The 19,783-nt window shown below is 50.6% G+C and carries 20 protein-coding genes; 7 read left to right on the plus strand and 13 right to left on the minus strand.

The genetic code is table 11. The features are described 5' to 3' along the window. Nucleotides 1-106: 106 nt before the first annotated feature. Together G445_RS09980 and G445_RS09985 are read left to right on the plus strand one after the other, a co-directional pair. The gene (locus tag G445_RS09980; protein WP_022866618.1) at nt 107-1,195 is read left to right on the plus strand and encodes an Mrp/NBP35 family ATP-binding protein; all 1,089 of its coding nucleotides are present in this window, start codon (nt 107-109) and stop codon (nt 1,193-1,195) included. 25 nt (nt 1,196-1,220) lie between these two features. Next, nucleotides 1,221-1,928 (plus strand): O-methyltransferase, encoded by a 708-nt coding sequence (locus G445_RS09985; RefSeq protein ID WP_022866619.1) that lies wholly within the window; start codon nt 1,221-1,223, stop codon nt 1,926-1,928. 404 nt (nt 1,929-2,332) lie between these two features. Here G445_RS09985 and G445_RS11210 read toward each other — a convergent pair whose 3' ends face one another. The 5 genes from G445_RS11210 to G445_RS0105900 form a co-directional block, all read right to left on the minus strand. Further along, the gene (locus tag G445_RS11210; protein WP_022866620.1) at nt 2,333-2,500 is read right to left on the minus strand and encodes a DUF3117 domain-containing protein; all 168 of its coding nucleotides are present in this window, start codon (nt 2,498-2,500) and stop codon (nt 2,333-2,335) included. 105 nt (nt 2,501-2,605) lie between these two features. After that, complete coding sequence (locus tag G445_RS0105885; protein WP_022866621.1) at nt 2,606-3,337, minus strand: LOG family protein; 732 nt, start codon at nt 3,335-3,337, stop codon at nt 2,606-2,608. Between the two features lie 7 nt (nt 3,338-3,344). Then, nucleotides 3,345-4,991, minus strand: coding sequence for a mannose-1-phosphate guanylyltransferase (locus G445_RS10895; protein WP_022866622.1), 1,647 nt, complete (start codon nt 4,989-4,991; stop codon nt 3,345-3,347). 70 nt (nt 4,992-5,061) lie between these two features. Beyond that, nucleotides 5,062-6,204 carry a YihY/virulence factor BrkB family protein gene (locus tag G445_RS10000; RefSeq protein WP_022866623.1) on the minus strand — a complete coding sequence of 381 codons (1,143 nt, stop codon included), beginning with the start codon at nt 6,202-6,204 and terminating at the stop codon, nt 5,062-5,064. Between the two features lie 552 nt (nt 6,205-6,756). Continuing rightward, nucleotides 6,757-7,815, minus strand: coding sequence for an NAD(P)-dependent alcohol dehydrogenase (locus tag G445_RS0105900; protein ID WP_022866624.1), 1,059 nt, complete (start codon nt 7,813-7,815; stop codon nt 6,757-6,759). Between the two features lie 595 nt (nt 7,816-8,410). On the opposite strand from G445_RS0105900, the gene G445_RS12080 reads away from it, so the two are divergent. From G445_RS12080 to G445_RS11510, 4 genes are all read left to right on the plus strand, one after another. Beyond that, nucleotides 8,411-8,497 carry a zinc-ribbon domain-containing protein gene (locus tag G445_RS12080; protein ID WP_371926725.1) on the plus strand — a complete coding sequence of 29 codons (87 nt, stop codon included), beginning with the start codon at nt 8,411-8,413 and terminating at the stop codon, nt 8,495-8,497. 565 nt (nt 8,498-9,062) lie between these two features. Next, nucleotides 9,063-9,275 (plus strand): hypothetical protein, encoded by a 213-nt coding sequence (locus tag G445_RS0105905; protein ID WP_022866625.1) that lies wholly within the window; start codon nt 9,063-9,065, stop codon nt 9,273-9,275. A gap of 39 nt (nt 9,276-9,314) precedes the next feature. Further along, entirely contained in the window at nt 9,315-9,530 is a 216-nt protein-coding gene (locus G445_RS0105910) for a hypothetical protein (protein ID WP_022866626.1), read from the plus strand. 73 nt (nt 9,531-9,603) lie between these two features. Further along, nucleotides 9,604-9,741 carry a hypothetical protein gene (locus G445_RS11510; RefSeq protein ID WP_156825562.1) on the plus strand — a complete coding sequence of 46 codons (138 nt, stop codon included), beginning with the start codon at nt 9,604-9,606 and terminating at the stop codon, nt 9,739-9,741. Here the strand turns inward: G445_RS11510 and G445_RS10005 are convergent. From G445_RS10005 to G445_RS0105950, 7 genes are all read right to left on the minus strand, one after another. Beyond that, nucleotides 9,738-10,754, minus strand: a complete 1,017-nt coding sequence (locus G445_RS10005) for a LacI family DNA-binding transcriptional regulator (RefSeq protein ID WP_022866627.1) — start codon at nt 10,752-10,754, stop codon at nt 9,738-9,740. The two genes, G445_RS11510 and G445_RS10005, sit on opposite strands and share 4 nt — an antisense overlap. A 313-nt stretch (nt 10,755-11,067) precedes the next feature. After that, nucleotides 11,068-11,979 carry a dihydrodipicolinate synthase family protein gene (locus tag G445_RS10015; protein ID WP_022866629.1) on the minus strand — a complete coding sequence of 304 codons (912 nt, stop codon included), beginning with the start codon at nt 11,977-11,979 and terminating at the stop codon, nt 11,068-11,070. 41 nt (nt 11,980-12,020) lie between these two features. Beyond that, nucleotides 12,021-12,809, minus strand: coding sequence for an amidohydrolase family protein (locus G445_RS0105930; protein ID WP_026420988.1), 789 nt, complete (start codon nt 12,807-12,809; stop codon nt 12,021-12,023). 62 nt (nt 12,810-12,871) lie between these two features. After that, nucleotides 12,872-13,660: an SDR family oxidoreductase gene (locus G445_RS0105935; protein WP_022866630.1), complete on the minus strand. Its 789-nt coding sequence runs from the start codon at nt 13,658-13,660 to the stop codon at nt 12,872-12,874. Between the two features lie 367 nt (nt 13,661-14,027). Next, nucleotides 14,028-14,447: an RbsD/FucU family protein gene (locus G445_RS0105940; protein ID WP_022866631.1), complete on the minus strand. Its 420-nt coding sequence runs from the start codon at nt 14,445-14,447 to the stop codon at nt 14,028-14,030. A gap of 14 nt (nt 14,448-14,461) precedes the next feature. After that, nucleotides 14,462-15,820 (minus strand): L-fucose:H+ symporter permease, encoded by a 1,359-nt coding sequence (gene fucP, locus G445_RS0105945; protein ID WP_022866632.1) that lies wholly within the window; start codon nt 15,818-15,820, stop codon nt 14,462-14,464. Nucleotides 15,821-15,929: 109 nt separating this feature from the next. Beyond that, nucleotides 15,930-17,213 carry an enolase C-terminal domain-like protein gene (locus G445_RS0105950; RefSeq protein ID WP_022866633.1) on the minus strand — a complete coding sequence of 428 codons (1,284 nt, stop codon included), beginning with the start codon at nt 17,211-17,213 and terminating at the stop codon, nt 15,930-15,932. A 416-nt stretch (nt 17,214-17,629) separates the two neighbouring features. On the opposite strand from G445_RS0105950, the gene G445_RS0105955 reads away from it, so the two are divergent. Continuing rightward, a complete protein-coding gene (locus tag G445_RS0105955; protein ID WP_022866634.1) occupies nt 17,630-18,406 on the plus strand; it encodes an IclR family transcriptional regulator in 777 nt (258 codons plus the stop codon). Between the two features lie 311 nt (nt 18,407-18,717). On the opposite strand, the gene G445_RS10020 is transcribed toward G445_RS0105955, so the two are convergent. Beyond that, complete coding sequence (locus G445_RS10020; protein WP_022866635.1) at nt 18,718-19,701, minus strand: L-lactate dehydrogenase; 984 nt, start codon at nt 19,699-19,701, stop codon at nt 18,718-18,720. Nucleotides 19,702-19,783: the final 82 nt, after the last annotated feature.

A 19,783-nucleotide genomic window follows, 5' to 3' on the forward strand; every position in this document is an offset into this window, starting at 1 on the left:
GCGCATGCACACAATCCGAACCAGCAACGCCACCCACATAAGACCACCCTTATAATGTGGTTCACACAACAATGCAAGCCCTCTTAATCTTGGTAATCTGAACAACATGGTGACTCGCGAACATATCCTCAAGGCGCTCAGCTCTATTATCGACCCAGAGCTTCGCCACCCCATTACTGAACTCGATATGGTTCATCGCGTCACCATCACAGACACGGGCAAAGTTGAGGTTACGATTCTTCTCACAACCGCCCGGTGCCCACGTTCGGAAGAGATTGAACGCGAAGTGCGCGAAAAAATCGAATCCCTTGGGGTAACAGATGTTCACGTCACGATGGGTGTAATGACTGGTCTGCAAATCCAAAAGCTCCAGGAAAAACTTAAAGCAGGCCGGGCGACACGCAATATTCCCTTTGCGAAAGAAAATTCGCCAACATATGTTATTGCCATTGCCTCCGGGAAAGGCGGGGTTGGTAAATCAACAGTCGCGGCAAACCTTGCCGTCACGCTCGCAAAAAAAGGCGCAAGTGTTGGCCTCATTGACGCAGACATCTACGGATTTTCCATCCCCTCAATGCTCGGGGTGGATACTCCAGCCCAACAATTGAACGGCATGATTATTCCACCCGTCGCGCACGGAATTAAAATCATGAGCATCGGCATGTTTGTTCCTGACGGCTCCCCCGTTGTGTGGCGTGGCCCCATGCTTCATAAGGCACTCGAACAATTTTTTGCCGACGTGTATTGGGGAGATCTTGATTTCATTATTCTTGACCTTCCGCCAGGAACAGGGGACGTCACCATTTCCATATCTCAACTCCTGCCCTACGCGCATATTCTCGTCGTCACCACACCTCAAACAGCGGCAGCAGATGTTGCGCTTCGAGCCGGTTCCGTCTCGAAACAAACAGAACAAAAAACGGTTGGCGTCGTCGAAAATATGAGTTATATGGAGATGCCGGACGGAACACGCAACTATATTTTCGGAAAAGATGGTGGAAAAAACATTGCCCGAAAACTAACAAAAAATCTTGGATACGATATCCCGCTCCTCGCACAAATTCCGTTCGAAACAGATATTCGTGAGGGAGGAGATGTAGGTGAACCCTTTACTTTAGATATTCGCACGTCCAGGGCGCGTAAAGAATTTGAGCAACTCGCTGATTATTTCATGAAAACCCGGCAAACATCTTAAAATAGGAAGGGATTAAAGGAGGAACATGTCGGATCAAATACAATGCTGGCAGTACGCCGAGGAAGTCGTTATTGAGCCAGAAATTATTGCAACCGCACGCGATGTCGCCACCGATTTCGGTATTCGTTCCATCAGTGCAGCAACAGGTAATTTTCTCACCATGCTAATGAAAACAGCCCGAGTAAAGAACGTTGTTGAGGTTGGAACCGGAACAGGCATTTCCGGAATGTACATGTTACGTAGTGGAAATATTCATTTGACGACGTTAGACACTGAATCTGAAGCGCAACACGCTGCACGCGATTTCTTCACGAAAGCCGGGGCGCGCCCAGGGCGTGTGAGGCTCATTAACGGACGTAGTGCTGATTTGCTTCCGCGCCTGGCCTCCGCCAGCTACGACTGCGTTGTTATCGACGGTGATCCGCTTGAGGCACCAGGTGATGTTGATGAAGCCATGCGCCTCCTACGCCCGGGCGGTCTCATTGTTATTTTGCATGCACTTCAAGGTGGAAAAATTGCGGACCCTGCCAGACGTGAAGAAAAGGTTGTGGCAATTCGAGGTCTGATTAAAGACATGAATGACTCCGAAAACATTGATACAACCCTGGTTCCCATTGGAGACGGCGTGCTTGTAGCGCGACTAACGAACACCACCCCGGCCGGAAAACCAGCGCCCGTCCCCTCCAAACGGCGCTCAAGCTTCGGCACTCGGAAAACCCCAAGGCTTCCCTAAACTACCACGCCACGCACTCCCTGCCTAACGTCCAACTATACGCTCCCGCCACACACGCCCTGCCGAACGCCTAAACTTTACTGGGATAAGCGTCAAAATGTGCGGAATGTTGGGTCGGTTTGGGATTGTATTTACTAACCACAACCGGGATTTATAACGTTTGTGATGTCATCAACCCTGCTTACGTGGGAAATATGGGGATAAGTGTCAAAATGTGTGGCATATTGAGCCGGTTTGGGATTGAATTTATTGGCCAAACTGTGTTGCTGGGGTTAGTAGCCTTCCTGCGGGCAAACAGGAAGGCTGGGAAAAATCTTTCGAAACTTTCCCAGCCTTGCATACGTATCTCATCTTGTGTGAGATCTCAAAAGATTGTCGAGCATTACAGACACGACATCTGAAGATTAACGTTCGACGGCTTCTAATGCCTTTCGCAAACCGACGCATTCATCATCATTAAGTTCAAGCACCAGACGCCCACCGCCTTCAACAGGAATTCGAAGAACAATTCCACGCCCTTCACGTTCAACCTCTAATGGACCATCCCCTGTACGGGGCTTCATTGCTGCCATATTTCATCCTTCCCATCAGGGGCGACTACCTGATTTCTTATAGCTTTATTTTACCTCAAGAAAGCCTGTAAAGGGCGAAATATCGCTTATTTTTAGGGTCAAACTTTACTTTTGTGTCGCATTAAAAAGGACGTCGAGAGCCTCCTCAGCGGTGTCAACAAGGACAAAAAGATTCGGGTCATCCAGGGACACAAGTCTCCTCGCTACGAGGCGATCGTGAATCCATTCAACAAGTCCTGACCAGAATTCCGTCCCCACCAGCACAACAGGAAATTCTGCGACCTTGTGCGTTTGAACAAGAGTGAGCGCTTCAAAAAGCTCATCTAATGTTCCAAAACCGCCGGGCATTACAACAAAACCTTGCGAATACTTCACAAACATTGTTTTACGGACAAAGAAATACCTGAACTGCATACCGCGGTTGAGATAGTCATTGAGCCTCTGTTCATGTGGAATCTCAATTCCCAAGCCGATGGATACGCCATCTTCTAAATAGGCTCCGCGATTAGCCGCCTCCATAATTCCCGGCCCGCCACCGGTAATCACACCGACACCTTTTTTCACAATCCCCTGCGCAATCTGTGTGGCAAGTTCGTAGTAGTGGTCGCCTGGCTTAATGCGGGAAGAACCGAATATGCTCACGCATTGCGGAACATCGGCCATAGCCCCAAAACCGTCCACAAACTCCGCCTGAATACGTAGCACACGCCACGCCTCAGACCTCGTCCAATCGTCCACATTTGCAGGTCGGTTTAACAGTTTCGCGTCAGCCGTCGTCGTAGGAATTTGGCTTCCGCGACGTAGCTGTCCGCCCCTACGATATTCTCGATCTTTCATACGTCTCCTAACGTAAATGGCCAAGCCCGTAGGCGTCGAGATTTTCCACAATATCCTTGACACCCTGTGCGGATTCCTGGCGTGTCACAAAAATAACATCATCCATATCAACTACAACCGCCCCAGGTATCCCAAGAACAACAACGGGTTTACTCCCCGCCACTGCAAGTGTACCCGGGCTATCAATTGCGACGACGGTGGTGTCCGGAGTTACGGGTATTGTTCGGCCCGGTTCCTGCGCGCTTACTCCTTGTACACCCCGTTTTTGCGCGCCTGGCTCCTCCGCGCCCACCTTGCTAACACTTAGCCCTTGCGCGCCTGCCTTGTGGACGCCGAGTCCTTGTGCGCTAAACTTTATAAAACTCTCACTCGATTCGTGAGTATTAGATTTTTCCGCGCCCGGTTCCTGCGTACCCAATCCTTGCGCACCTGGTTCTTGAGCGCCAGCGTCCGTCGTACATGAAACAGAATCCGTCTCCATGCCGTGAGCGCTACGTCCTAGCGCGTCATACACACCCCGATTTTCCGCCAAAGACTTGTAGTCCCCCACATCGGACCACCCAATATCCGCCGGAACAACCGCGACTCCCCCGCAGGCCGCGAGTGGCTCAGCGATCGCGCGGTCAATCACAGCCTTGGGAATCGCTTCCCACAATGCGCGCACTTGCTCATTTTGCTCGCGCACCTCCACATCCCACGCCTGCGCCACCCGAGCCAGGGGCAGAGCAATATCTGGCCGAAACCGCTCAAGCGCCTCCACAAGCACACTCGCGCGGGCAATAAACATTCCCGCATTCCACAGATATGTTCCCGACTCCACGTAACGGCGCGCCCGCTGCTCATCAGGTTTTTCTACAAATTTTTCGACGATATAGGCGCTTACCGTTTCAGCACCTTCATTACTGACGTTTTGCGGGTCGGTAGCAAAGTTATCCGCATGTACTGGGTCGACGAGAGCTTTCTCCACACCTAGCGGGGCAACAGCAACTTTATCGTCGCCAACCTTATCGCAACCGAACGTGCCGCTACTTAGCGGGGCAACCCCAAACTTATCGCCACCAACCGCGTTCCCACCGGCGACGTGTGGCAACTTGTCACCCTGGTGAATGTATCCGAAGCCTGTTGCCGGATAAGTTGGTGAAATTCCGATAGTGACGACGAAACCGGCTTCTGCCTGCTCGATGGCTTCCCACAGGCTTGCCTGAAATGCGGGGACGTCGGCTATTGCGTGGTCGGCGGCAAAGGAGCCGATAATGGCGTTGGGATTCTCGCGCATGGCAAGATGGGCGGCGAGCCCAATCGCGGCCATTGTTCCGCGAGCGCTCGGCTCCACCACGTACCGGAGGGGAATTGTTCCTTTATCGCCAGATGCGCTGAACTCCCCGCCCGCCCTTTCACGTTGGGCATCGCTATCACCGCGCACGCGGCTTTCCGGGTTCATCACCTCCAGTTGCCTGGCAACCTCATCAACATGGGTTTTCCCCGTGACCACGTAGGCCGCCTCGCTCAACGGCGCAATTCGCATAAGAGTTTCTTGAATCATGGTACGCCCACAGCCGGTGAGGTCAGTTAAAAACTTCGGGTGCCCCGCCCGGGAAAGCGGCCAGAGCCTACTGCCAATCCCGCCGGCCGGAATAATCGCATAAAAACTCATACACTGTAACTTTCTACTAAGTTTGTTGTGTGCCAGATGCTTTGTTGTGCACTAGACGTTTGGTTGCGTGCTAGACGCTTGGTTGTCCGCCAGAAGCAATACAGCGCCCGGATTCTCCCGCACATCCCCAAAGGATTGCTCCCGAGCCGTTGAGCGTAGCGGAGGTATGCGTAGCTTCGCCTTGCTTTTGGCTATCAGCACCTACATCGTCGTCCTTTGGGGGTTTATACGGCAATAGCGCCCCGGTAAGTGGGTCGTGCGGCCATCCGAGGGACTCGGGAACGCTTCGTGTCACGTAATTGGGGGTGCTCTTCATGTGCAACTCTTCGTGCTCTTCGGGAACATAGAGGCGTGGTGGATTCGCCATAAACGCCGCGGTGAAGAGGAGGATACGCGAAGCGAGATTGAACCAAAAGAGGATTGCTGCGAGGGCCGCGAACGGGGCGAGGAAAGGGTTTCTCGATACACTTGCCACCACCGTCGTTCCGAGCGAACGAACCACCGTGAGAAGTAAACCGCCTATTAAGGCTCCCGCAATAAAATCTTTTATCGGGACATGCGCATTGCCAACGTAACGGATAATGAACATAATGAGGGCTGCGTCAATCACAATAGCGCCGAGGAAAAGCAGGTGTTTCAAAACTAACCGGGTGGAGCTATCCCCCACGCCAATAAACTCCAAGATAAAAGTCCCTGCTTTGCCAATCATGGCGCTAATAAACGACGATGCCGCGATGCTGACGGCAAGAACTGTGAAACCGGCACAATTTGCGAGAATATTCGTGATACTTTTACGCATTCGCGTATTTATTCCAAACATTGCAGAAATTGCGATTCCCAGCCCGTCCATCACGCTGATTGCGGACCATACGAGCACGGCGATTGCGATAATCGTGGTAATCCAGCTACCACCCACAACGATGAGGGTGTCCGGGTCGATAATTCCTTCGCCCGTGGAGTCTTTAAGAATTCCCGGTATTGCCGCGTTGACATTATGTACGACGGTTTCGCGCAGATCGAAGTTGCGCCCGAGCGTCGCCATGAAAATACTCCAGCATATCGTCAGGGCGGCGGACATGGCAAAAAGTGCAGAATAGGCAACGCCACCAGCAAGAAGGCTTCCACGTGCCGTGCTGTAACGCATCACTGCGCGCATCACGCGCCTATCTTGCAACCGTTCAATAAGAAGGGCCACTCGTTTTTTGATGTTCACACGCTTAGTCTACGTGAGAATGCGCGTGGAAACTTATGGCCGACAACGAAAATACCCTGGAATCGTATTTCACGATTCCAGGGTATTTTCTGAAAGGATTTGATAAATGATAAGCCATAAAATGAACAAACGCTTAATCTGTTAAGATTTCAGCTTTTCCACCTATGTCCGACTCGTTAAGTATTGTACTGTTCAAATCTAGAAACAGTCTGAGAATTACTGGATATTTCTAAGAATGTTTACGTTGTGGCATCTTGCCAGGGCGGAACGTTGCGTTTTTATGAGTACTTCCACCCAAACCCGATTCCGTTATGCCACCAATTCAGAGTAGAACCCTACGATTCTAAGAAAACCTCCACCAAAACCCGTCCGTCGCACCACCGCTTCCGGGTGACGCCATAAGGGATAAGCGCCTCCTTTTCCTCTGTTTTCCTCTGTTATGTTTTCGTTAGGGGTATGTATTGCCCCGTAACGGACAAACCGCCACGGGGCAACACATCTTGTTATAACATCCTGGGACTCCACAAGTTTTATTGGAGCAACTCCTAGATATTAGTCAATAACGACAACGGGCTTAATGAGGTCCGCTGGCTTGTCACGCATGAGGAAGAGCGCTTCTTCGAGCTTTTCCCATCCGTGGAATACGTGGGATGCCAAGGGCTTAACGTCCAGACGGCCTGCGCTAACCAATGCGCCAAGCTTTTCCATACGCAGGCGCCCGCCGGGCATGAGACCTCCGTTAATCTGCTTGTGGCCCATACCAACGCCCCATTCGACGCGAGGAATACGCACATAATCGCCGGTGCCAAGGTAGTTGACATTACCTACTGCTCCGCCTGGCTTGAGTGCTGCTACAGCGTCGATGAACGTGTCTCCGTCGCCACCTGCGACGATGACGCGGTCAACGCCTTTACCGTCCGTGAGCTTCAAAACCTGCTCGGCAATTCCGCCATCTCTGTAGCTGATGAATTCGGCTGCCCCGTAGCCTTTCGCCACTTCGACACAGTTGGGGCGCGTACCGACTGCCATGATTCTGGCGGCACCGCGAAGATTTGCGCCCGCAACGCTCATGAGGCCGACCGGGCCGATGCCGATAACGAGGACAGTGTCACCGAATTTAACGTCGGCAAGTTCCACGCCATGGAATCCTGTGGGAACCATGTCGGAAAGCATGCAGGCCTCTACGGGGCTGACGTTATCTGGCATGATAGCGAGGTTGCCGTCTGCGTCGTTCACGTGGAAGAATTCGCCAAAAACGCCGTCTTTGAAGTTGGAGAACTTCCATCCGGCGAGCATTCCGCCTGAGTGCATGGAGTAGCCGGCCTGGGCTTCCAGCGAATTCCAGTCCGGGGTGATGGCGGGAACGAGAACGCGATCTCCGGGCTTGAAGTCGCGAACGAGTTCACCAACTTCGACGACCTCACCGCATCCTTCGTGTCCGAGGATCATGTTATGGCGGTCCCCGATGGCGCCTTCCCAAAGCGTGTGAACATCGGATGTACAAATTGCGACGGCAAGCGGGCGGACGATGGCATCCATTGGGCCACAGACCGGGCGTTCTTTCTCAATCCAACCAGATTCGCCAATTTTAAGCATTGCGTATGCTTTCATGTTTTAAGCCTTTCGATGTTCGGCGGGGCAGGCAAGAGCCCCTGTATTTGATTTGTGCGGGGCTGGGATTGCCCCTATGTAGTTAAGAGCCGATGTGGCTCGATTTATGTTCACAGAGTTGGTATATCTCCGTTGTTATGTGCGTGGAGCCGGAGCGACTCCACTATCAGTCTCGGGAGCCGTAATGGCTCGATTGGCAGTTATCGGGAACAGAAACAACCCCGTTCTTGTACGGCTAAGGAGCCGAAGTGGCTCCTTTATTCTTGTGAGCAAGTTTGAAAAACCCTCGTCGGTTATAAAGGATTAATGTAACCCTGTAGCCGATTCCGGTAGGACATTCTGCCCCCTGTTGCAGTTGGAAATACGCACAACTTTACGCGATTTCACACCAGCTATTCACAGCATAACAGCGATTCTAGTGGTGTTCGACACGTTTTTCGTTTGAGTAAAAATTACACTCTATCGATAACGAAAATGCATAAATGCCGCACGGAGAACCGGGTCGAAAGTCCTTTAATATCAACGTTTATGCCGCGCCCTCCCCTTATCTGTTACATTTATTTATACATGTAACGCATTACCTGAGGATATGGCCATGTTCTGCACGCGATGTGGTTCCAAAAATGATGAGACTTATGCATTCTGCATGACGTGCGGTGCTCCACTTGAACATAATCCCTAACACAATAAGTTCAACGCACACCCAGAACCCCAACAACTCACTCCCCAGGTAGCCCCCAACCCTGGACAAGAACCGCACAATAGCCTGCCCAACCCTGGACAAGAACCGCACAACAACTTACCTGAATCCACGCAGGCTTCCCCTCACGTAGTGCCCAGCCCCGTGCAAGAAACACCCAACAACCCACCATTCTCCGAACACAATACATTCAAAACAAGGCCAGAACCCACACAGCCCTCTCCTCTAGTAGCGCCAAGCCCCGGACAAGAACCGCTCAACGACTTCCGCGAGCCCCTACTGCAAGCCCCGCCTCAAGCTACTCCTCAGAGCACTCCTCAGGCGACTCCCCCACCCAGGCAACAGAAGAAAAAGCCGGGCAAGTCGTCGTCGAAAAAACTAAGAAAAAGTCGACTTCTTCGCCAAAAGGTTTATATATTATGACGATTGCTAATGTGGCAATCCTTTCTTGCGTGGTGACGTCGGCGGCGTGGTTCACGTTTGGGTCACGTGGCTACAAGGTTCCGTTGAAGATTTCCGCTGAAGGGTTGGTACGACGAAGGGAACGTTGACTCCTGTTCGCATTGTAGGGACGACGGGTAGCGGGAAAACATACACGGCGAATGTGTATTCCGACCTTGAGGGCAAAGGGGTGGAAGTTCCTGAGACTGGGACGTATGAATTCACCATGTACGCCTCCCCAATTGGTGAGAACGGGCAAATGTATAAAGTTTCCGGGGCGAAGGTGAAGGGCACGGTGTCGAAAAAACGTTTACCGTAACGGAGACTCATCCCGTCAGCGACGCCCCTAGTGGCGCGGATGCAGGCGGGGATTCAGGAAAGGGCGCCCCTGGTTCTGCAAGCGCAGGGAATCCTGGGAATTCTTCTGATTCTTCAAGTTCCGGAAGTAGCTCCCGAATACATATTCTCTATTGCTGATGGACGCATCAAAATAAGCGATAAGGAAAGAATGAAAATAACGAATTCTACGCACAACTACTACAGGGCAATCGCCAACACTGCCAAGCGCCGGTAACCCTGACGCTTAGCGAACTTCAGTGGCAGTGCCACACCTCGGTAGATAATAAACCGTCGAAAAATGACGGCTCATGGCGGTTTCTAGTGGTGGTTTGCAACAGCCAAGCCTCACAGTAGCCAGGCACCGCAGCAACTATGCTTCACAACAACCAGACCCCACAACAACTGCGGGAATATTGCGCGAACCCTTGATCTTTGCCGTCGTTTAGCCTTTTTTGTCGGAGGTTTTATTAATGGAAACAACCGAGGAGCGGATATTGAGCTTCATCGGATACCATTGGCTTTTTGCCGGTTTACCCACGCCGATGGCAAAAAGCGCATCGAAAGCGCCTTTAGCCATAGTCGTCATGGGCTGATGAACCGAGGACAACCTGGGACGCAACCAATCACACAGGTTGATATCGTCGCAACTAACAATCGATAAATCTTCGGGGATTCGCAAAGAATACCGTTCCGCGGTGCTCAAAATCCCAATCGCCGCAATATCGGAGGACACGAAAACGGCGGTCGGGCGCGGGTTTGCCTGAACAATGTTCGGCAAAATCGAGGCGCCAAAAACCTCGCTGAAGGGCCCGTGGAAAACGAGACCCTCGTCAACCGCGCAACCGTGGAACGCCATGGCTTCACGGAAACCCGCTTCGCGCGCGCGGGCGGTAGCCAATTCCGTTCGCCCGCCAACAAAAGCAATACGTGTGTGCCCGCAGGACACGAGATGATTTACCGCCTGATAGGCGCCGTTTCTGTTATCGCTACTGATGAGACACAGATTATTATGGGCAGAATCGAACACTTCTTCGTCGACCATGACGAAAGGTTTCGTGATGAGCCTGGGATCCATGAGCCCTTCAAGCGAATTTGAACCCACAAAAAGGATTCCCTGAATTTGTTCGTTATCGTTCAAGCTTTTAATGAGCTCTATTTCTTGGGACACCACACCGTTTGTGACGTGGAGGGAGACGTCAATGCCACGTTCGCGCCCGATGCGTATAACGTGTTCGGCAAGAAGCGCAAAAAAGGGGTTCGTTAGCTCGGGAATAATAAGGGCGACGGATGTAATGTCAAGGAAAGTTACGTGTGGGCGTTCCCAACCGACCTTATCCATTGCGGTAATGATTTTGTCTTCCGTTTCAGGAGTGACCCTTAAATGCCCGCGAACGTAACGCGACACCGTTGACGCGGAAACCCCAGCGACGCGGGCAACTTCTGTTAGGGATGACTGCAAGAGCTTCCTCTAATCCCTTCCCGAAAACTCGCGGGTTGGAACATCCATCAAGATTTGTTTTGATTCATGTTACAAGGATTTTTGCGTCGAAAGCATCCATCTTTTTCAGCTGTTTCAAGGCTTTTGCCGTAAATTCAACACGATAAGTGTTCTGAGAAGGACTTATGTATTCAACACAACCTTGGCGAACAATACAAAACGCAATACACGGTTGGTGCGGAACTCCCATAAAGTTCCGCACCAACCGTGCCTGTAAAACCAGTCCTACTCCACTTCAGTTTCCGGTAGGGTTGTGCCCAGCACCGGGATTCAGCTACTCAGCCTTTGAGGAAAGCGTCTCGTTAGGCAACGCCAGAATTTCCTTGATCCGCCCGACCTGCTCATCGGTCAGCTGGCATGCCGGCTCCTTAATACGCGTGCTAATATCCACGCCCTTAACCTTCACACCGCCCTTAATCGCTGAAATAAACAGCTCGGTCACCTCATAAAGCTCCATCAAAATCGCAACACGCCGCTCCTTAGCCGCAACAGTCGCAAAATCACCAGCCTCATAAGCCTTATGTAAGGCAACAAACGTCTCCGGCTCAACATTCGTCATCCCCGTCAAAATACCATTACCGCCGGACGCACGATTCGACAGATAGTATTCGTCGTACCCAGAAAGAACAGCGAAATCACGACGGAACGGCCTTACCGCCCTCAAAATCCTGCGCGTATGGCTCGCCGTATCAACCGTATCCTTAATCCCCACAATATTCGGGAACTCGCGCGCCAAACGAGCAACCAACTCCGGGCTCAAATCCGAACCCGTACGATCCGGGAAGTTATACAACAACACATCAATATCGCACGCACCCGCAATCGCCGCGAAATACCTATACGCAACCTCGCTCGACGGACCAAAATAATACGGGCTCACAGCAACAACCGCATCCGCCCCAGCCTTAGCGCTATACGCCGTCAACTCACACGCCTCTTTCAGCGACGTGTTCCCCACACCAACAAGAAGCTGCACACGCCCATCAACATGCTTCACAGCAAAATCGACAGCCTCACGCTTCTCCTCCTCCGTGAAGGAATAAAACTCACCAATGGAACCAAAAATTAAAATTCCATTAATACCCGCACCAATCAACCGATCAATATGCGTAGCCCACCCCTCGAAATCAATCGATTCGTCATCCCGAAGCGGAGTCACACTCGGCGTATAAATCCCATGAAACATAATCTCATCCTTTCTGGTTTTAAATATTCAAAGAAATCGTTCTAATGTAAAGAATAAACCCGCCTTGCGGTGTCCGCAAAAACGTTGGCGTCGTCGTTGAAGAATTCACGAACCTGGTCCAGGTGCTCATGGAAATCCCCATACAGCTCCACGACCGGCCAGTTCGAAGCATACATCAACCTTTCAGCCCCAAAGCTTTCCTCGAGCAACGTATATACGTCGCGCACAAAACCGCGATCCTTCGTCGCAATCCCTGAAAGCTTGCAGTAAACGTGTGGAAGTGACGCTAACGCCTTAATATCCTCAACGTATTTTTCATCAATCTTCTGGACATTTCCACAATGGTCGACGACGACGCTCAAAGACGGCACGCACAAACATGCATCATACACATCGCGCAGTTCCGGGGTTCGGACGCACGCATCGAAGGGTATTTCCGCATCTGCCAAATCTCCCAGCCCCGTGAGGAAGTCTGGCTGCAAGCAGGTTTTTGGAGGCGCATCCGGCGTGTGGAGGGGACGCCTAATACCGTTCGCGCCTTGTGGAACACGGATACGTTGTGTGACCTCTGTGCGCAGAACTTTCCCCAGAATTTCGGGGTGTGTAGCCATAGCTTCCGCAATATGCTGTTCTTCTACTGTTGTATCGTCACCGTCGACTTCAACATATACAGCTCCGCGGAAGTTCACGTCCTTGTGCTGTGCGTATAGTTCAACAAGTTCAGGGAAAATCCACGTTTTCGCAATACTCGGGCAGTCAGCTAACCAAGGAAGGTTTTGCTTATCAAGATCCCAAATATGGAAATGTGAATCAATAAGATCCAGGGGCATTTTTCATTCTTTCTACCAGTTTGCGGGGCACAATACCAGGTATCATGCCCCGCCTTTCGTATTTAGTTCAACGCACGATCGAGGTGGACATAGCCACCATCGGGATGCAACCACTGGCCGGTGGTATGGCTGGAGCGTGGGGAGAGAAGGAACGCCGCCATATCTCCAATTTCTTCAGTGGATGTCATACGCTTGCCGAGCGGAATCTTGTCCTCAATAAGGGCAAGTCGTGCTTTCTGGGCCGCTTCATCACCGAAGCTCTTAATCCACCTTGCATACAGCGGAGTCCATGCTTCGGCAACAACAATGGCGTTCACACGCACATTATCTTCTGCCAATGCGGCAGCCCATTCACGAGTAAGCCCGAGGATAGCGCCCTTTGCCGCTGCGTAAGCACTTGTTTTACCCTGGCCGGTGAGTGCCGTCTTGGAACCAATATTCACAATGGACCCTTGAGATTCCTTCAGGTATCCGACGGCCTGATGGACAAGTTCGTAATAGTGGGTGAGGTTACCGTGCAGCGACTTCTCAAAATCACGCCAGCTTGTATTTTCCAAATCGCAGTTATCGTTTGCGCCAGCATTATTGACAATACCGTCAATATGTCCGTACTTCTTGTAAACTTCTTCAACAATTGGAGCAATACCATCGGTATCGTTCAAATCAAGCTGATAATACTCATACGTATCTGTAACAGCTGTAATATCGGCAACGAATTCGTCGTCCACTGGTGAACGGTTAATAATCACAGGAATGGCGCCTTCAGTGGCAATGGAAAGAACGATGCCTTTTCCAATACCGTTCTTACCTCCCGTGATGATAATGACTTTATTTTGTAACTGTAAATCCATATTCTTCTTCGATTCTTTAAAATTGTTGTGTATGTGTGAGTAGTGCGTTTCTTGCGTCCAACCTTGGCTCGCCAACGCGGTTTCTCACGTTTTTGTAGTGTCTAACCTTGACGCACTAACGTGTTGTGTCACGTTAATTTTCAGTAGTGTTTCAAAGTATTTCGATGAAACATCTACGTTACGCCGACCTACCGTTCTATATTTTTTCTGATGTACGACGCCACCACGCCAGTGTTGATTCACCGCCATTATGGCGCCGTATCATCTCTTCTACCACGTGTTAACGCGACTTTAACGCTAACCGTGTGTTACTCGTCGCGACATTCGTCGCACATAAGGAGCTATTTTAATAACACAAGATGCTATATTAAATAACGCCTTTTTTCAAAATAATGTTTCCGTATGCAGCGGTTTCACCCGTGGCAACAACGGCGAAGGTTTTCGTCGTGTGACGATAGAACTCGAATCGTTCAATAAGGCTTGTTTCGTATTCTCCTTCGTGAGAAGAAATCACATCCTTATACGTATTCCACACATCGGGTGCCACGTCGCCTGGAACGGGTTCCATTAAAGCGACTTGCCAATCGTTATAGCGGTCAAGCGGCATGAGTGTCAAAATTGCGTCGAGCAGTTCTGGAATATTGTGTCCATCTGCGCGAATAACATTGTCATTATTCGCTACCGACGGGAAATTCGCGTCCGCGAGAACAATTTCGTCGCCGTGCCCCATGCTCATGAGCGTGTACACAAGATCAGGGCTAAGAATTTTCGGAATGTTTTTTAACATGTGAGCACCTGTGCTTAATCTTCGATAACTGCGTCGAAGGAGTTGGATTCATCAACTTCAAGGTCATGCTTCAATGCGTAAATACCGTAGAGGCAGATAACGATGAAGCAAATCAACACGACGGAGAAGCTCATTGCGGTACCGGATACGTCACGCAGATGTCCTTGTACGACGGGGATAATCGCGCCACCAATAATCGACATCACCAGGCCGGCCGAACCGTACTTGGTGTCCGGGCCAACGCCGTGAAGTGCGATACCGTAAATCGTTGGGAAGAGGAGGGAGATGCAGGCGGACAGCGCAGCGATGCAAATCATTCCAACAACGTTGTGGGAGACAATGCCGACGAAGGTGAACACTGCGCCAAGGCCCGTCATAATAATGAGCAGGAAACGCGGATCAACGATACCCATAATCCACACCATGAGGAAGCGCATCACGAGGAAGCAGATCAGCGAGAACTGGAGCCACCAACCGGCTGTTGCTTTCGAAACATGGAGGTAATCTTCAGCGTAGAAAATAATGTAGGTCCAGATACAGGACTGTGCGGCAATGTTGCAGAATTGCGCAACGACGCCGAAGGAGTAGAGCGGGTTCTTGAGGAGGCGACCGAAAACGCCGGGCTGGCGCTGAATACCGGACTTGGAATCCGCAACAATGTTCTGGCGCTTCTGGATCTTCACCATGGCAATGCAGATTGCCAGGAAGAGGTAGAACAGACCGAGAACAATGTAGGGTGCCATCACGGCGCCGAGTTCTGCGGACTGCTTATCGAGAAGCTGTTCGGGGCTCATCGCCGCTTTTTCTTCGGGTTTTACTTCATGAACATAGGGAAGAATGAAGAAGGTAGCTGCAAGAACACCAATGTTGGAGCCGATGGGGTTGAATGCCTGGGCGAAGTTCAAACGGCGGGTTGCTGTTTTTTCTGGGCCCATTGCCATAATGAAGGGGTTTGCGGAGGTTTCCACGATGGAAAGGCCACCAGCTAGAACGAAGAGAGCTGCGAGGAACATTCCGAAGGTCATGACCTTGGAAGCCGGGAAGAAGAGGAGCGCGCCGATAGCCGCGAGGCTCAGCCCGATCACTACACCACCCTTGTAGCCTAAACGGGAGTTAATCCACGCGGCCGGGATGGCCAAGCAGAAATAGGCACCGAAATAGGCAAATTGTACGAGCGAGGACTGCACCGTGCTCATATCAAAAACAGATTTGAACACGTTCACCAAAGGTGCCGTCAAATCTGTTGAAATACCCCATGCAGCGAAGCAGGTAACGAGCAGAATGAAGGCGAACTTCATTCCTGGCCAAACGAAGGGTGCTTTGCCACCTTCGTGCGCCGGCGTGCCTGCGCGTTTATTTGTTTCTTTATCCATGTTATTATTTCTTTCTCTTCATGTCACTGTGATGCAGAGAAAAAGCCCCCGCCCCTACGACGAGGGCTGTCCGCAACTCAGCTCATGTCCTGAATGTGCGGGTTTTTTACTACCCTTTAAAGGTGTAGCGTTCGATAGATTCCGGGTACATTTCTGAGGATGCTCCCGGTGTTGTTGGTGTTTGATAATGGCCATTCTTGATAACCACAGGCGTCAAGAAATGCTCATGAAGATGATGAACGTATTCAATGTAGCGATCTTCCGTTGTGCCGGATACCGCAACATAGTCAAACATCGACATATGGCAAATGAGTTCGCACAGCCCTACCCCACCGGCATGTGGGCAGACACGAACACCAAACTTTGCCGCAAGAAGAAGCATGGCAATATTTTCATTCGGCCCAGCAACACGCGTCGAATCGAGCTGAAGAACGCTCAATGCGTTAGCTTGCAAGAACTGCTTTGCCATAATACGGTTTTGCATTTGTTCACCCGTTGCCACCGGAGTTGGTGCGATTGCCTTAGCAATCGCTGCGTGGCCGAGAACATCATCCGGGCTAGTAGGCTCTTCCACCCAAGCAATATCAAACTCTGCAAGCTGCTTAATCCACTCGATAGCATCCGGCACGTCCCACACCTGGTTAGCGTCCACCGCAATCTTAATATCCGGACCAACAGTTTCACGCGCCTTACGCAAACGGCGACGATCTTCTTCGACGCTTCCGCCGACCTTGAGCTTAATCTGCTTAAAGCCTTCTACCTCAACAGCTTCGCGCGCCAAACGCATCATTTTTTCATCACTATAACCAAGCCAACCAGGGGTTGTGGTGTATCCGGGGTAGCCTTCTTCAAGGAGTTTCGCCATACGTTCTTCGCGTCCAGGTTCTGCCTTACGAAGAATCTCTAACGCCTCTTCTTCCGTAAGAGCATCACGCAAATAACGGAAATCAACACACTCAACAAGTTCTTCCGGACTCATAGTAGCAAGCAACTGCCACAACGGCTTACCAGCCCGCTTTGCTTTCAAATCCCACAAAGCCGTAAGAACAGCACCAATCGCCATATGCTCAACACCCTTTTCCGGGCCAAGCCAACGCAACTGGGAATCATAAATGAGGGACTTTGACGTTGCGCCCATGTGTGCGAGAAGATCCTCAACGTTCTTACCCTTAATGTGGGCTTCTAAATCTTGTATGGCCGCGAGAACGACGTCGTTTCCGCGTCCAATTGTAAAAACAAAACCGTGGCCAGTTAATCCGTCGTCCGCATCGGTTTCAATAACACAATAAGCGGCTGAATAATCCGGATCCGGATTCATAGCATCAGAACCATCCAAAAATTCTGACGTGGGAAAACGTACATCATGCGTACGCAGTGCGGTGATTATACTCATTGAATCTCCTTTGACGAGTACCTCAAACCTAAACGGTAATGTTCCGTTCAGTGAAACTTAGTTCCATAGTACTTTATTTCCTCCCCTCTGTCAGCTAAAATTGGAACAGAAAGAGAAATTAGTGCCATTCTGGTAATAATTTGCTCCCCCAACGAGTTTCATACCCGCATAATTAATATATATACTTAATCGCAACATGATTGAGGACCCAAAGTAAAGTATCTTTACTTCACTACAAGTTTTGGATGATTTTCTTCTCATATCGTCACCGTAGTTACAGCTTCGTTAGCTGATGTGATAAGTAACGTGTCCTGCTTGACATCCTCAAAAATTGCTAAAGCTACTTGTCTTTTTTAACATGATACTTTGCGCATATTTTTTAATTCACGTCGTATGAGAGAAGAAAGGATTTCCTCATGCAAGATAAACGTGTATCGAGCAAGAAAAAACTCACCGCCACTGATAAAACTCTTGTTGTTCTCCAAGAAGCTGTTGATAACCCTCGATTTACCGACATTGTCAATTCAACCGGTTTACCAAAATCGAGTGTTCATCGTATCCTTCAATGCCTTGTTGAATACGGATACCTCAGTGTGTCAAATGTCGGCATGTACTACCCGGGAGCAACACTATACTCCCTAGCCTCCAAAGCCTTCGAACGCGTCGACATCGCCTCCTTCTCCAAGCCTTTCATGGAAGAACTGGCAACAGCAACCAACTGCCAAGTACACCTTGGCGCCCTCAATTGGAAAGAAGTAATCTACATAGCGGTCCGCGAGACAGATCTCCCCTACCGCATCGCTTCACGCGTTGGCGATATTATGCCACTACACTGCACATCCATGGGCAAAGCAATGCTCGCATACTCGGCAGATAACGTCGTCGAATCATATATCAACGATCCTGGACTCAACCCCAAAACACCACACACCATCACGTCTGCCACACAATTACGCGAAGAACTCGACCGTATTCGCGAATATGGCTACTCAGTGGACAATGAAGAAAACGTTCCCGGAATCGTGTGTGTGGCCGCGCCCATCATTAACCACCTTGGACGCGCCGAACACGGAGTGTCCATCACGGCGCTCGCCATGGATAAAACGCTCGAAGAGTTAAAAAAATATGCACCACTTGTTATCGACTGCGCATCAAAGATTTCGGCGCAGTTCGGTGTTGAACGCGAAGATTAGGGTGGCAAAGTTTAGATTCTACGAAGGGCACAAACCCGGATACGTAAAGCTAAAAGAGCGTTAAAGGTGTTAACAAGCTGGCAAAAAGTTAAAAATCACACAATTCAAACGTAAGTGTAAAGTGTGGGGAAACTCTTAATATTTCCCCACACTTACTTGCCGATACTAGGGCATGCACACGCTCAAAGTACTAAGCCTACAGTTTTCAACCCCAGTCACATGATGCGCGTTATTTGCGTTATTAGCGCTTAGGTTACAAGCATCTGGATTATTAATATACGGGCTATTTACGCCTATCCTCGCCTTGTGCTTTAGCTTTCTTTTTCCGCAGGAATATCGGCCTCAATATCGACTCTAATCGTTTCAATCGAACGCTTAATTTCCTCCGCGCTCTGCAACAACAATTTCCGCTCCGGCGCAGTCATCGGGACTTCGTAAACGGCATCCACGCCACGCTTCCCCACAACGGATGGCACCGAAAGCGCAACATCACTAATTCCGCGATAATCATTCAATACCGACGAAACCGGGAACATGCCACGTTCGTCGTTCAAAATCGCTTCAACAATACGGGCACTGGCCACACCAACAGCGTAATTCGTCGCCCCTTTACCTTGAATAACCTCATAGGCAGCGCGCATCACCGACGTGGATAACTTTTCCAACTTCTCGTCATTAAACACCAGCTCGCCGTGATTTTCCCACTCGCGCAAAGGAACCGCACCAATCGTCGCGCTAGACCACACGGGGAACTCAGTATCGCCATGCTCCCCCATCATGGTGGCATGAACAGTTGTGGGCGCAACCCCGGCTTCTTCAGCAAGCATCATGCGCAAACGGGACGTATCAAGCATTGTTCCCGAACCGAGCACACGCCCGTAGGGTAAATCTAAAATCTTTGTTGCCTGATATGTAAGAACATCGACAGGATTCGTCACAATAACCCATACGGCGTTCGGGGAATATTCCTTCAAGAGTGGCAACATGGAGGCAAGGATTTTCGCGTTCTTCCCTGCCAACTCCAGGCGCGACTGGCCTGGTTTCTGCTTCGCGCCCGCCGTAATCACAATAACGTCAGAGTTAGCTGTCACCGCAGGATCCGCCCCGCCCGTCACATCCGTAACCGGGGTGTACTGCGTGCCGTGGCGCAAATCCGCAACCTCGGCATTTACCTTTGATTCGTTAATATCGTACAGGCAGACCTGCTGGGCAGAACCGCGAATAATGGAGGCATAGGCGACAGCGGTACCCACAGCACCGGCGCCAACAACAGTCAGTTTGCTTAAATTCCTCATATATCCAACATTAGTTAGCTCAACTAATACACACAATATTCCGTGATTAAACAAGCAAAAACAGGTGTGCGTGGCATGCGAA

The organism is Actinotignum urinale DSM 15805, from assembly GCF_000420445.1.
Taxonomy (GTDB): Bacteria; Actinomycetota; Actinomycetes; order Actinomycetales; family Actinomycetaceae; genus Actinotignum; species Actinotignum urinale.

Bases quoted from the DNA above. Each gene is read 5' to 3' on its own strand.
- G445_RS10015 (WP_022866629.1), bottom strand. From the start codon at position 11,979: ATGTTTCATGGGATTTATACGCCGAGTGTGACTCCGCTTCGGGATGAC.
- G445_RS0105885 (WP_022866621.1), bottom strand. From the start codon at position 3,337: ATGAAAGATCGAGAATATCGTAGGGGCGGACAGCTACGTCGCGGAAGC.
- G445_RS0105900 (WP_022866624.1), bottom strand. From the start codon at position 7,815: ATGAAAGCATACGCAATGCTTAAAATTGGCGAATCTGGTTGGATTGAG.
- G445_RS10020 (WP_022866635.1), bottom strand. From the start codon at position 19,701: ATGAGGAATTTAAGCAAACTGACTGTTGTTGGCGCCGGTGCTGTGGGT.
- G445_RS0105930 (WP_026420988.1), bottom strand. From the start codon at position 12,809: ATGCCCCTGGATCTTATTGATTCACATTTCCATATTTGGGATCTTGAT.
- G445_RS11510 (WP_156825562.1), top strand. From the start codon at position 9,604: ATGGCGGTTTCTAGTGGTGGTTTGCAACAGCCAAGCCTCACAGTAGCC.
- G445_RS09985 (WP_022866619.1), top strand. From the start codon at position 1,221: ATGTCGGATCAAATACAATGCTGGCAGTACGCCGAGGAAGTCGTTATT.
- G445_RS12080 (WP_371926725.1), top strand. From the start codon at position 8,411: ATGTTCTGCACGCGATGTGGTTCCAAAAATGATGAGACTTATGCATTC.
- G445_RS0105955 (WP_022866634.1), top strand. From the start codon at position 17,630: ATGCAAGATAAACGTGTATCGAGCAAGAAAAAACTCACCGCCACTGAT.
- G445_RS10895 (WP_022866622.1), bottom strand. From the start codon at position 4,991: ATGAGTTTTTATGCGATTATTCCGGCCGGCGGGATTGGCAGTAGGCTC.
- G445_RS0105940 (WP_022866631.1), bottom strand. From the start codon at position 14,447: ATGTTAAAAAACATTCCGAAAATTCTTAGCCCTGATCTTGTGTACACG.
- G445_RS09980 (WP_022866618.1), top strand. From the start codon at position 107: ATGGTGACTCGCGAACATATCCTCAAGGCGCTCAGCTCTATTATCGAC.
- fucP (WP_022866632.1), bottom strand. From the start codon at position 15,820: ATGGATAAAGAAACAAATAAACGCGCAGGCACGCCGGCGCACGAAGGT.
- G445_RS0105910 (WP_022866626.1), top strand. From the start codon at position 9,315: ATGCAGGCGGGGATTCAGGAAAGGGCGCCCCTGGTTCTGCAAGCGCAG.
- G445_RS0105935 (WP_022866630.1), bottom strand. From the start codon at position 13,660: ATGGATTTACAGTTACAAAATAAAGTCATTATCATCACGGGAGGTAAG.
- G445_RS11210 (WP_022866620.1), bottom strand. From the start codon at position 2,500: ATGGCAGCAATGAAGCCCCGTACAGGGGATGGTCCATTAGAGGTTGAA.
- G445_RS0105950 (WP_022866633.1), bottom strand. From the start codon at position 17,213: ATGAGTATAATCACCGCACTGCGTACGCATGATGTACGTTTTCCCACG.